8 protein-coding genes are annotated in these 13563 nt (G+C 62.1%); 3 read left to right on the top strand and 5 right to left on the bottom strand.

Translation table 11 applies throughout. From position 1 onward, the window contains the following. Positions 1-342: 342 nt before the first annotated feature. A complete protein-coding gene (locus tag VGL22_RS07430) occupies positions 343-2505 on the top strand; it encodes a DUF3300 domain-containing protein (RefSeq protein ID WP_465266272.1) in 2163 nt (720 codons plus the stop codon). On the opposite strand, the gene VGL22_RS07425 is transcribed toward VGL22_RS07430, so the two are convergent. Genes VGL22_RS07425 through VGL22_RS07415 form a run of 3 tightly spaced genes read right to left on the bottom strand, consistent with a single transcriptional unit; the run spans position 2502 to position 7515 of the window. Then, positions 2502-3434, bottom strand: coding sequence for a PfkB family carbohydrate kinase (locus VGL22_RS07425; RefSeq protein WP_465266271.1), 933 nt, complete (start codon positions 3432-3434; stop codon positions 2502-2504). The two genes, VGL22_RS07430 and VGL22_RS07425, sit on opposite strands and share 4 nt — an antisense overlap. A 2-nt stretch (positions 3435-3436) precedes the next feature. Then, positions 3437-3922: a DUF4265 domain-containing protein gene (locus tag VGL22_RS07420; protein WP_465266270.1), complete on the bottom strand. Its 486-nt coding sequence runs from the start codon at positions 3920-3922 to the stop codon at positions 3437-3439. Positions 3923-3939: 17 nt separating this feature from the next. After that, on the bottom strand, positions 3940-7515 hold the full coding sequence (locus VGL22_RS07415; protein WP_465266269.1) for a glycosyltransferase: 3576 nt from the start codon (positions 7513-7515) through the stop codon (positions 3940-3942). A gap of 179 nt (positions 7516-7694) precedes the next feature. On the opposite strand from VGL22_RS07415, the gene VGL22_RS07410 reads away from it, so the two are divergent. After that, the gene (locus VGL22_RS07410) at positions 7695-9053 is read left to right on the top strand and encodes a glycosyltransferase family 39 protein (RefSeq protein ID WP_465266268.1); all 1359 of its coding nucleotides are present in this window, start codon (positions 7695-7697) and stop codon (positions 9051-9053) included. A gap of 17 nt (positions 9054-9070) precedes the next feature. Here the strand turns inward: VGL22_RS07410 and VGL22_RS07405 are convergent, their stop codons facing one another. Then, positions 9071-9754 carry a LolA family protein gene (locus VGL22_RS07405; protein WP_465266267.1) on the bottom strand — a complete coding sequence of 228 codons (684 nt, stop codon included), beginning with the start codon at positions 9752-9754 and terminating at the stop codon, positions 9071-9073. A gap of 281 nt (positions 9755-10035) precedes the next feature. Then, positions 10036-12747 carry a glycosyl hydrolase gene (locus tag VGL22_RS07400; protein ID WP_465266266.1) on the bottom strand — a complete coding sequence of 904 codons (2712 nt, stop codon included), beginning with the start codon at positions 12745-12747 and terminating at the stop codon, positions 10036-10038. A gap of 109 nt (positions 12748-12856) precedes the next feature. On the opposite strand from VGL22_RS07400, the gene VGL22_RS07395 reads away from it, so the two are divergent. After that, positions 12857-13396, top strand: coding sequence for a YybH family protein (locus VGL22_RS07395; protein ID WP_465266265.1), 540 nt, complete (start codon positions 12857-12859; stop codon positions 13394-13396). Positions 13397-13563 lie beyond the last annotated feature (167 nt).

Here is a 13563-nt window from a genome sequence, read left to right as displayed (position 1 = left end):
CCAGCCGCAACCCTGCGCGGGGCCGCTCACCGACATCCGGCTGGGAGTTCTGTCCCGCCTGCTACTTGCGGGAACGACACACCGGGCGAAGCAGGAATCTCGGAACGTGGCGAACCCTGCCTGCTTACAGCTTCTGACGCTGCTCGAATCACCCCTGATGATTGCCGCCCCTGCCGCTTTTTCCAGGCCCCCCGCAACTTATCCCTTTGCTCGGGGTCTATGACCTCAATCCCAGTTCCGCCTCCGTAAGGCATCGGCACGCTGGCCGGAAAGATGGGAGATCCGCTGAGTCCAACGGCAACGGCCTGAACGGCAGGCTGCGTGGCCAATCTGTGAGGCGCAATGAACCATAAATTATTCCTGTCGTTTGCCTTGACCGCCGGCCTGCCGATTGTCGCCAGCCCTTCCCTCAACGCCCAGACACCAGTCTCTGAGCCCAGCACATCTGAGCCCAGTCAAATCCAGCCGCTCGACCCCCAGCTCTCCGGCCCGGCCCAGTTCAGCGACGCTCAGTCCAACACCCCGCAGGGCTACCTCGACCCCAACTTCACCTCCCACAGCTCCAAGCCGCACCCCGGTCAATCCGGCACTGCCGCCGCTGCTACCCCTGCTCCGATCCAGCCCAGTCAAACGCCACTGTGGTACAAAAACAACCCGCAGGCCTACGATCACGGCACAAGTAAACCGCGCCATCTGCACGCCCCTGCCAAACCGCTTGCGGTCTACGACGACTCCCAGCCGGTCGCGCAGCCAGCACCCCAGCAGCAGATCGCCCAGGAGGAAGCGCCGGAACAGGTGGAACCGCGGCAGCAGGATCCGCCCGCCTACGACGATCGGCCCACTCGGCAGGTCCAGCCCCTCCCCCGTTATTACGGCCAGCCCGATCAGCAGGCCTACGCACCCCAGCCCCAGCAGAACTACTCCCAGCCACAGGACTACGGCGATACTCAGGGCTACGGCGACCCTCAGGAGGAACCCCAGGACGACTACGGCCCCGCCGCCGGTGACGCCGGCCAAATGGCCCAACAGCCCCTCAGCGCCGAGCAGCTTGAGCAACTCGTAGCCCCGGTTGCCCTCTACCCTGACCAGCTCATCGCGCAGATCCTCACCGCCTCCACCTATCCCGCGCAGATTACCGCCGCCGACCAGTGGGTCCGTTCCATGAACGGTGCTGCGCCCGAACAGATTGCGCAGGGAGCCAGTGCGCAGACTGCCTGGGACCCCAGCATCAAGGCGCTCACCGCGTTTCCGCAGGTCCTCGCGATGCTCGACGGCAACCTGCAGTGGACCGCCGCCCTCGGCAACGCCTACTACAACCAGCCCCAGGACGTTCTTCAGACCATTCAGGTTCTCCGCCAGCGTGCCGAACAGGCCGGCAATCTGCAGTCCACGCCCCAGGCGCAGGTCGTCCAGGAGCCCAACTACATCCAGATCCAGCCCGCCAACCCTCAATACGTTTACCTTCCCAGCTACAATCCCTGGTACGCCTACGGAGCCCCCATCTCGCCCTACCCCTCCTTTGAATTCGGCAACTGGGGCCTCTACACCGGCAGTGGCATCGAGTGGGGCCTGGGCTTTGCGGTCGGTGCTTTCCTGCGCGTGCCCTTCGGCATAGCCGCCTGGGGCTGCGACTGGCTCGGAGGCGCTATCCTCTTCGACCACCACGGCTATTGGACTCACAGCCACGAAATGCATGATTGGGGGTACGCCCACGGCGGCCGACGCTGGGATGGCGGCTACGGCCGTGGCGGCTATGGCGGCCGCGGCTACGCCCACTATGGCAACTACAACCACCAGCCCATGAACATCCACGGCGGCGGCCCCGAAGCCCGCAGCGGCGCCCACTCGTTCTACGGCGGCCGCGGGCAGGAGCAGCGTTACGGGGGCGGAGGCTTCTCGCGTCCCCAGGCTCCCGGCCAACGAGCATTCGGCGGATCGCAACCTTTCCGGCCTTATGGTGGCCAGAATTTCGGAGGCCGTCCACCGGCAACAGGCGCCCCTCAGCGTTTTGGCGGTGGTTCGATGCCCTCCGTTCGTCCTCAGCCTTACGGAGGCCGTCCACCACAGGTTGCCCAGGGGCCGCGTCCGGGCAACTCCTTTCGCGGAGGCTATCCCCGCCCCGGCCAGGGCTATATGGGGCGCCCGGCCCAAATCACCCCTTACCGCTCCCCGCAACAGACCTATAGCCCGCGTGCCTTCGGTGGCGGGTCAGGCGGGTGGGGCGGCGGGCAGGCCTTCAGCCGTGCCCCTCAATCAGGCAGCCACTCCTTCTTCGGTGGTGGCGGCCATAGCGCACCCAGCTTCGGCGGCGGATCGCATTCGTTCGGAGGGGGCGGCAGCCACTCCATCTTTGGTGGCGGCGGTCATTCCTTCGGCGGCGGATCGCATTCGTTCAGCGGTGGCGGCGGAGGCCACTCCTTCGGTGGGGGCGGACATTCCTTCGGCGGTGGTGGCGGACACTCCGGCGGCGGCCACTCATCGGGCGGCGGCGGCCATCGCCGCTAGTGATCAGCAGGGCCGGCGTCACCTTCTCCGGCCCAATGCACTGTCCCCAGCCCCTCGCATGATTGCGTAGCGACCTGAGCCGCGCGCCGCAATGATTCCTCAAAGTCGTCGCTTTCGCCGAAGTAGAAGCAGAAGGCCCCGTGCAGCACATCGCCCGCGCCCAGCGTATCCACAGCCTTTACCGGCTCAATCGCAATCTCGAATTTCCGTCCGTGGTCCAGCCCTAAAATCGGCCGGGCGCCTCGCGTGATGGCCGCATGTGGCACCCCCTGTGCGGCAAACCAAGCCAGCGTAGCTTCGGGATCCGCCGCCTCGCCCGGTACTTTGAACCGCTCGCTGCAAATCGCCAGCGTCAACAGGGAAGCCAGATCGTGGGTTCCGGGCTTCCAGCTTCCGCCATCAAGACACAACACCGTCCCGCCCTCACGCAGCCTGCGCAGCAGCGGCAGAGTCTCTTTCAAATAGAACCCATCTGTCAGAGCGATCGCAGGCGCATCCCCCCAACCCGAATCCCACGCAGTCACCATTGCCGGTACAGCCTGCCCCACCGGCGGATTCACAATCGTCCGCGTCGCAGTGCTCGCATTCACCAGTACAGTTGTCAGCGGAGTTTCGTAGCCGCTCGGCGCCAGGTCCACCAGTTGGATGGCCGACCGATTCAACTCTGCGCGCACCAGGTCAGCCCACAGTCCTGCGCCCACGGTGCTCATCAGTGTGGATTTGCCGCCCAGCAGGGCGTGCGCAATTGCCGCGTTGCACGCCGGTCCACCCGGCGCCACCCGAAACGCCCGCGCAAACACCTTCGCGTCTTCCTGCGGCATCTCGTCGAGCCAGTAGAGAGCATCGACGGTGGTCCGTCCGGAGAACAGCAGACGTCCGCCACCAGCAGAACCGTCGCAACTTTCGGGTCCTTCTCGGTCACGCGCCATGGTCAATCCGCTCTGGAGTCTTCCGCTTCGCCATCGTCCAAGTCTGGAGGCTCTCCCGTCACTTCTTCGTAAGTCGGGTCCGCGTATTCCCAGATCACATCCTGCTGTGCTGTGAGGACTTTTGCCGTCTTGTCCAGGCTGCCGGAGGCAGGCAGGTCAATGCAGATCAATTTAGTGTTCATCCCTTCCCAGGTGCAGCCCATATCCACAATCTGATCCAGGACGTGCTTGCCTGGCTCACTCTTCGAAGTCAAGTCGAGGATCACTCGGACTGTACGATGGCCCGATTTCTCTACGACGCGCCTGAATTCGAGGGTCCCATCGGTAGGTTGAGCTTCAATGACGTCCTGCCAGGAAACACCATAGGCGTAAAAGGGGCTATTTTCGAGGCGATAGAGGTCGCTGCCGAGAGGGGTCGCCCATATTACTTCCACCTCGTCCGGTTCTTTGCCGCGCAATAAAACCTTGACCCTCTCTTCATCAGGCATTTGTCACACTCACTGGTTCACTGCATCTCCGTTAGCGCCTCAGTCTGTTTGCTCATCTTTGCCGTCCGCTCCAGCTTGTCCCAGTTGAACGGCTTCCCATCGATCGCCCGCTTCAAGGTTTTGAACAACACCACGCTGAACAATTGCCGGTAGCTGAATCGCTGCAGCCAGATATGGAACAGCAGCCATCCATCGCCCTTGTTCGCCGGGTGCCGCCGCTCCAGGCTGAACGCCAGCGCCGACGTGAAGAAGTCGATCACCACAAAAGCCAGGAAGTACACCAGTAGCTTCTGAAAGTTCGCCGCAGACACCGACTCCGGATGATAGTGGCGGTCCACAAAGTAGTGGATGATGCCATACACAAACATCAGATCGATAAACGGCGACACCAGCGGCAGCAGCATCTGAAAGATCAAAATATTCGGCAGCGCAAAGAAGCCCATCGCCTTGTTGCGCAGAAACGCCGTGCGATGCTTCCATACCGCCTGCAGCGTCCCAAAAGACCAGCGGAAGCGCTGCCGCATCAGCCCATTCGCATTGATTGGAGCCTCAGTAAACGCCAGCGCGCGGTCCTCATACACCACCTTGAGCCCGTGCTGCAGAAGGCTCATGGTGAGGTCGGCATCCTCCGCCACCGTATCGACCGGATAGCGGCCCGCTTGCTTGACAGCGGCCGTGCGCCACGCGCCGATCGCCCCCGGCACCACGGTCACAACATTGAACAGGTTAAGCGCGCGCCTCTCAAAGTTCTGGCTGGTGATGTACTCCAGGGCCTGCCACCGCGTCCAAAGATTCACGCGGTTGCCCACCTTGGCGTTGCCCGCCACCGCGCCAATCTCCCCATCCTCGAAGTGCGGGATCAGCTTCGAGATCGCGTCTGTCGCAATTAAGGTATCGGCATCAATGCCCACGTAGATCTCTTCATCCACATGGTCCAGCGCGTAATTCAGCGCAGCTGCCTTCCCGCCGTTTGCCTTTTCCAGCACCGTCACATGCCCGGCCTTGATCTCCGCCTCATACGCCTCGCGCGCCACGTCCGCAGTGCCGTCTTTCGACCCGTCATCAATCACAATGACGCGAATATTTTCGTAATCCGAATTCAGTACGGACCGGATCGTCCGCACGATCACCTTTTCTTCGTTATACGAGGGCACCAGCACCGCCACTCGAGGATTGAACCCCGGAGACGCTTGGCCATGTGGCCGCCGCAGCCGATCGATGATCGCCAGAATGCCCACCAGAACCAGCCGCGCGCTCATCAGAATGTCGCCGATAAAGAACACGAACACGATGAAGTTGAAAACGATGGCCAGCACGGAGAACGCCACCGCATCCGGCCACGCACGCACCTGCTGCCAGAAGGTCAACTGCGGCATGACCTCCGCCGTGGTCTTGCCCATCAGCGCGGACACCGGCACAATGTCGTAGCCGTGCGCGCGCAGCGTGTCGATCAGCACCGGCAGAGCCGCGATCGTAACCGACCGGTCCCCGCCTCCATCGTGCAACAGGATGATCGACCCGCGGAACTGCGGCTTGGTCTTCATCCGGTGGAGTTGATCCAGCACCGACTCGGCAATCTGCTGCGGCGTCTTGCGGATACGCTCGTCCCAGTCGTCGGTGTCGATCTTGTTTCCAACCACCGTCAGACCGCCCTGCTGGATGCGCACCACCGGCGCGGCCTGGTCGTCTGTGTCAGGTTCTTCGTCAATGTCATAGGGTGGCCGGAAATAAAGCGGCTGCACTCCGAGCTTCGACGCAAACAGCCGGTTCGTCAGGCTGATCTCGAAATCAAGCTGCCGCGGCGAAATTTCGCTGATGTCCGGATGCGAATAGGTATGATTGCCGATCTCGTGGCCTTCACGCGCCACCCGCTGCATGATCGCGATGTGCTGCTGCGCCTCCTCGCCGATCATCATGAACGTGGCTTTCGCGCCTTTGCCCTTCAGAATGTCCAGAATGCGCGGCGTCCACTTCGCATCGGGTCCGTCGTCAAAACTCAGCGCCACGCGGTTCTGGTGATAGCCATATTGCCGGATCGTGTACGTATTCGGGTACACATCCATGTGCTCGTCAATGATGAGCTTCTTGTGCGGATCGGGCTCATCCGTATCCACCTCTACCGTGCGCTTGCCTACCTTCGGCAGGCCGGTCACGCGGATGATGTCGCCATCGCCTTCGGTGTCCACGTCATGCCCCGGCTGAACTGTCCCCAGCGCTTGTAGCGACCCTGGGTTACTCGCCTTGTCCCACACGTTCCACAGCGAGGAGTCTTCCGATCCCAGCCGCCACAATGCGAACGTCTGGATGCCTAACTGCCGCGCCGCGCGCATTTCATTCAGCACCGTCACCGCGTCCAGAAACCACACCACATGTCGCTCGTGGCTGTCTTCGTCGATGTATTCGAAATGCGGATTCAGTGTGTCGTAATCGATGTTCAGGTCGGCGTCCGCATCGGATGCCCGCTGCCATACATCGCTGACGGACAGGTCCTCGGTATCCACCACCTCCGGCTTCGGCGCCTTGCCACTCACACGGCCGCGCTTATCCACGGGGGCATCAGGCATCGACATCGTCCAGTCGTACCCGTAGTTGCCGATTGCACAGATGATCTTGTCACGCGGAACCACCTTCAGCGTGCGCTCCAGGTTGGCGACGAACCAGTTCTGCGCGGCAATGGCGCCTGGCTGGCTCTCCACCTCGTGCTGGTCGTAATTCATCAGGATAATGCCGTCTGAATTTGCCGCCAGTTGCTGCAGGGTCTTGTCGCTCGTGCCCACCCCGGTGTTCACGTACAGTCTCAGGTTGCGCGCCCGGAACTGCGCGTAAATCTCTTGGATGAACTGGAGATAGGCGGGCATCCGGTCGTCATTCAGGTTTTCGAAATCCAGTGACAGCCCGCGATACACGGGCAGCGCGGTGAAGAACTGCAGGATCTGAGACTCAAGCGCGGCGCGCTTCGCATCATCAGCCAGCATGTCTCCCGTCGCCGGGTCCCACTTCTGCGTGTGCGGATTGAAATTGTTGAGGAGCGGAAAAACCTCCGTGTCGACCTTCGTCTCCTGGATGACGTGCTTGATTTTGTTCACGTCGTCCGGATCGTGCACCACGCTGCCGTCAATGATCTTGTATTCCTGCAGCGTGTTCTCGCCGCTCATCGCCAGCAGTGCCGGATCCTCGCTGTTCACGTGCAGCCACTTGGGAAACAGCAGATCGATCTGGTGCACGTGTTCCTTGAACGACGAGTAGCTGGTTGCGTCATCCGGCACATAAAAAGCCGCGCGCAGTCCCTCGCCCGTGTTCAGCGGAACGTCTGATGGCTTGCGATCGGTCTTGCGCCGCGCCTGCTGCGCTGGCCGCGCGTTCTTCAACAGCGGCGTGCGATCGCGCGGTCCGCGATACGACCGATAATCCAGCGCTTTATAGTTGTGCTTGGCCGTGGGAAGCAGCAACTCCGGCAGAGGCTGTCCGCGCAGGCTGTTGAACACGAATCCTGCCACAACCAATGTGGTCACTACAGCAATGGCGTCAAGTACGCGGCGAAGACGCTTCCATCGCTTGCGTTGCGGATCGTAAAAAATCTGTTTCTCGGGCATGGTCAGCCGGTCTTCTCACGTGCGCGAAAACCTCGTGAAGGGTCTACGCTATACAGTACGAATCGTATATGGAACCCGCCGCCCCCAGTCAATTAACAGCGCGTCGCACTCGACGCCTCGCACTGCCGCTCGTTTCGGCGATCTGCGCCCTGCTGGGCGGCGGAAGTCTCCGCCTTTGGATGCTTCATAAATTCTACGAGGTCAGCGACGACTCAAAGATCTATGGCGGCCTGGCAAAAAATCTCCTGCTCCACGCGCGCTACGCCGTGACCGACGGCAGCGGCGTCCTTCACGACACTCTCATTCGCCTGCCCGGATACCCGCTTTTCCTTGCCGCCTGCTTCCGCATCTTCGGCATGGAGAACTACTTCTCGGCAACCTGCGTACAGATCGCTGCCGACCTCGTCGCATGCATGCTGGTGGCTTGGCTCGCCTGGCGCTCGTCCCGCCGCATGGCTGCCTTCCAAGCAACGCTTTGGCTCGCGTGCCTCTGCCCGTTCACAGCCATCTACTCCGCCGAACCGCTCACCGAATCACTAACCATCTTGTGCATCGCGCTCACCATGTGGGCACTCACACGCTTTCAGGACTGGGGCACCTGGCTGTCGGCACTCGCGTTCACCTTCGCCGTCACCTTCGCGGCGCTCCTCCGGCCCGATGGCGCGCTAGTCGGCGTTGCCTTCGTGGTTCCCTTCGTGCGCGCCCTGCGCGCCCGCCTGCCCCCGCGCGAATGGCACTCCTTCCACGGCGCACCGCTGGATTACAGCATCATCCGCAAGGCAATCGTCTGCCTTCTCCTCGCGCTTGCGCCCTTCGCCGCGTGGACCGTCCGCAATGGGCTGAACTTCCACGTCTTTCAGCCCGTCGCTCCCCGCTATGCCACCGACCCCGGCGAGCCCACCTGGCCCGGCTTCCAGAGCTGGATGAAGACCTGGTGCCTCGACTTTACTTCAACATCGCAGATCTACTGGAACATGCCCGGCTCGCCTCTGGACATCAACCAGATGCCAGGTCGTGCATTCGATAACCCGGGGCAGCGCGAAGAAACCGCCCAACTCTTCTCCGACTACGCCGCCAATGGCGACGAGCTCTCCCTGGCCCTCGACGCACGCTTCGCTCAGCTCGCTGCCGACCGCATCGATATCAATCCCTTCCGCTATTACATCTGGCTTCCCCTTAGCCGCGTTGCTGACATGCTCTTCCGCCCTCGCATCGAGAACCTCCCCATCGACCTCGACTGGTGGGTCTATAGCCACCATTGGGCCGAGACCCGCTTCAGTTGGTTCTACGTCGTCCTCAACGCCTTCTACTTCATGCTCGCAGTCGTGGGCCTCTTTTACCGCCCCCGCCTCTGGCGCTGGATGCTGCTCTATTTCATCCTCCGTTGCGCCCTGCTTGGCACCATTGAAGCCCCTGAGGCCCGTTACACCATCGAGTTCTTCCCCATGATCTTTGTGCTCGCCGGCGTAACCATCTGCCGAATCGTCCCCGAAAAGGAAACGGCTGCGGATCAATTCGCAGCCGTCACCCATCATTGAATTTCGAACCCTGAACCCTATCTCTTCACATACTGCGTCTTCCCGTTCGTAGGGAACGTAAACGCATCGCCCGGCAGACCCTGGTTCACCTTGATATTTGTGTAGGTGCACGTCCTCGATTGACCCTGCCCCTCATCGAAATACTGCTTCAGGCTGATCCCCCGCGTCGTGTCCATCCACACAATCACCTTGGGCAGATTCTTGCGCACGCCGGGATCCTTGGCCACCAATTCAAGCTTGGCCGTCTTCACCCCCGCCACGGTCTCGTCGCCATCGTACTTCATGTCCCATTTGTCCTCGAGCTCCTTGCCGCTCGCGCCAAATCCCAGCTTGAACCAGCTCTCGTACTGGTTCGCCCTCGTCAGCGTCGTTACTTGGTTCAGCGCGCCACCTTCCCACAGCTTCATCTCGCCGCTCGAAAACATGTACGTCTTCGGCACCGGCTTTCCGTCCACCTGCTCGATATGCGCGGCCATCGAAAAGCTCTTGCCTTTGCGCTCGTAGTACACCGCTCCAGTCTGTACTTCCGTCTCCGGGATCGGATCGGTCATCACACTCTCGGCCTTGAACTCAGCGGTTGTTGTGCGGAAATTGGCTGCCGCCGCATCGAGCTTGCGCAGCACGGAATTCAGATCGTCGGCGTGCACCGCGGGCGCTCCCATCCATACCGCCGCCGCCAACACTACCAGAAACTTGGGCATAGCCTTCCCTTCAATTCGCTTTGAAGCATCTATCGTGTCCTGAGGATCAGAATTGGAGCGCCCTGGCATCACGCCAGGCATACTTGCTTCCGCTTCTTGGCACTCATCTTGATCGTTTAAACGCAAAACCAACGAGAAACTCTCGTACCCCGCTCGAAACCCCTGACTGGAGTCTCCCGCCAGGCTGCAGGCAAACGAGTCCAGAAAAGGACCTGATACCCGATTCTATCTGTGTTTGCCCTCGAAAGCCGCCCCCAAAGCAAGCACAACCGCCCGGAAAATCACGGAATCCGCATCAACCGCACCGGCCCCAGCATCCCTGACTTGACCGGCTTGACCCTGTCCTGATCCTGCGGCTCAAAGCGCGTTCCAAACTTTGCCCGCAACTGCGTCAGATCGCGCTTCGGCTGTCCCGCCAGTTCATTGATTGCCGTATTGAAAACATGGACCTCCAGCCGGTTGTCTCCCGGATGCACCAGCCCCGAAATATCCAGCCGGTAGGGCGGATGCCACAACGCCCCCACCCGCTTCCCATTCACATACACGATCGCCGCCTCCCTGATTGGAGGGTTCAGCAGCGCATGCGTTCCATCCGCCCCCTCTGGCCGGTCATCGGGTATCGCGTCACCGTTTCCAAAGTCGAGAAACAATCCGCGCCCACCGGTCCCCGAATACTGAAAGCTCCGTGAGTACACCGCCTCACCGGAAAAGAACCGGTGATCGGGCATCCTTTCCCAGGGAACCAGCGAATCGAGATTGCCGCGATTCACGTGCGGCCCCGCAAACTCAATATCCCATCCGCGGCTCAGGTCCTCCACCGCGACAGGCGGGGCTCCCACGCGCAGCAACCCTTCAGGCGTCGCCGGCCGCGAACTCGGGCTGAGCACAAAGACTCGCGACTCATAGGGCTCAAGGTGCAGCGCCATCCGTTGGGACTCATCGAGCACGACATCCTCACCCGCCGCACCATCGTCGGCACTCCAGCTCTGCACCCGCCGCTTGTCCGACCGGAAGCGCACCATCGCCTCCACCGGCTGATTGCTCGTGTTCGCCACAAAGTAGACATCGTGATCCGGCAACTTCCTGTGGATGAATCCCAGCCCGTCCGTCTTCCCGGTCGCATCCAGATCGGCGGCCAATGCCTGGTGAAGAGCGGCGGGCAGCGCGTCGACTGACGCAACCTGCCTTCCGCGGCACCCTCCGCCCGAGAAGATATGGCCGATCGCTTCTTCCACCTGCGGCGAGTCTTTCTGCTCCTTGAGCCCTGGGGCCAGCCACGGTGTTTCGCCCACTGCGATGATCTGGACCTCGCGACATTGCCCCTGCAGCAGCCGCGCCGTCGCCAGAGGAATCCGCTCCATCGGCGGCAGAATCAACACCGGATACGGCACCGTTCCTAGCTTCTCGATCGTGGCCGCATCGATAAAATCCACGTTGTACCCGGCGTCCAGCACCGCCGCCAGCAACTGCGGAGAAATCCGCTTCTCCATCTCGTCCGTGACCGATACGTGCCCCGGCGTGAACGCAGCCTGCGCATCGTCCTCCGGCAGCAGAATCGCCACGTCGTTCGCGGGCTTCCCCTGCTGCAGCAACCAGCTCACCCGCGTCAGGTAGCGCATCACGTCCGGCATCACCGGAAACCATGGATTGTGCTGATTGAAAACCGCCGCCGCATAGAACGAATACCCCGGCTCCCCTTCCGAAGGCGGCGAATACGGCCATCCATGCCCCACAAACTGGTTTACCCCCAGCAGAAACATCCGGTCCGCCTCTGCCTTCACATCCAGCGGAGTCGCCCGGAACGCCGGCGAGTGCAGCCACGTCCACGTCTCGGCAGACACCACGTTCCTCCCATAAAGATGCGCCGCCGAAGTCGCCCACCGCGTGTAAGAAAATTTCCGCCACTGCATTCCCTCGCCCTCGATCAACTGCGGCACATCCTGGTCGGCCAGCGTCACCGCGGGCTCCCCATACGTCTGCGAGCGGAACCGCGTGTGATGCTTCGCCGCAAACTCCGCCAGCGGCGCCAGGTAGTTCTCGCGGATCAACTCATCCAGCGTCCTGCCCCAGTCATGCCGCACGCTCGCCGCGTCCTCGGTTCCGCCCGCTACCAGCTCCGGCAGATGCGGAAGCAGATCGTATCCGCGCCGCTTCCTGAACTCCTCCGGCAGATTCGCCGTCCAGTCGGCCCCATACACCTCCAGCGAATCCGAGAACAGCGAGTACGGCGGCTGGTCTCCAAAAGCCGCCAGCAGCGGCTCGGCCACATCTTGCAAATGCTCCTCAATAGCCGGGCGGCTGAGGTGATCGAGCACATTCCCTTCCGCCCCAAACGCCGCTCTCTTCACCTGCTGGCCCGTATGGCTGGCGGCAAAAAACAGCGCCGTTCTTGGCCCCACTCCCGTCGGAACCTTTCCCGTGGCCGCATCGATCGGTCGAGCCGTCGCCGGATCGAACTTCCACCCTGCCCCCTTCACCACAAAGGCCGCAACCATCTCCTCTCCCGGTCCTAAGGGCGGAGCCACCACTCGGTTGCCGCTCACCGGCTCTGACGTGACCCGCAAACATCCCGCCGCCAGATCCAGCGTGGTCATCGGCCCTCCGTAAGGCCAACCGCTCCCCAGAGTGATGTCCACCCGCATTCCCAGTTCCCGCGCGGTCCGGTTCGCAAACCCCACCGCATCCAGAAACTCCGGCGACAAGTACTTCAAGTTGCGAATGTCCTTGGCCGCATCATCCACCGCCATCGGGTAGACGGGCTGAATCTCCACCCCGCCAATTCCTGCGCCCCGCATCGTCTCCAGCTCTTTGCGCAGCTCTGGTTTGGTCACCGCCGGCCCAAACCACCACCACCGCATCATCGGCCGTGCCTCATCCGGGGGATGCAGAAACCCCTCGCGCAACCGGTCCGCAGCTCCCTGCGCTCCCGCCCCCTTCGCCAGCCCGACGCAGATCACCAGCGAAACCCACAAAGTACGATTTATCCACCGCATAGCAATTGGCACAAAGTGTAGCTTCCCGCCCCGGCGTACCTTCCGTCCATAACTTGTTTACGATAGGTGAGAGATTCCAAGTGAGGGGCACAACGTGTACAGGAATACGATGAGAATCGTTGCCGTCATCGTGCTGGCGGCGGCAACTTTCGGTCCCCGGCTGGCGCGCGCGCAGATGTTCGAGCCCCAGGCTCCCTCCACCACGCCCAATCCGCTGGCCGACCCCACCATGAACTCCGGTAAGGCCCTGCTCTTCGACCTCGAAGACAAATTCGCCAAAGACGTCCTTGCCCGCGGCGGCGAAGGCTTTGCCTCCTGGTTCGCCGACGACGGCGTCGCCCTCGGCAACGGCGCCGCCCCCCTCGTCGGCAAAGTCGCCATTGAGCGCTCCGCCAACTGGGCGCCGAAAGATTACCAGCTCACCTGGACCCCCACCGACGGCCTCATGGGACCCTCCGGCGATATGGGCTACACCTGGGGCCACTTCGAAGGCCACAGCAAAGACGCTAACGGCAACCCCCTCACCACCACCGGCCGCTACATGACGGTCTGGCGCAGGCAGAAAGACGGCGCCTGGAAAGTGGTCCTCGACGGCGGCGCCAACGAGCCCGCCGCTGCCGGGGACTGCTGCAAGCTCCCCCCTGCCTGAGCCCCACCCCCCCTCGATTGGCCGCACAATCTCCGTGCCCCATCTTGTCGCTTTTGTCGTGGCGACAAGGTGGGAAACCACGAATCCCACTCCCTGGCGGCGAAGCCGCGGTTGGCCCACCGCAGGTGGCGGCAGTTGGTAACGAGGTTTCCAATTACCAGGGTTGT

Origin of the sequence: Occallatibacter sp., assembly GCF_036502485.1 — a bacterium.
Lineage (GTDB): Bacteria > Acidobacteriota > Terriglobia > Terriglobales > Acidobacteriaceae > Telmatobacter.
Note: the sequence above shows the minus strand (reverse complement) of the source record. Positions and strands in the feature narration are given on the sequence as shown.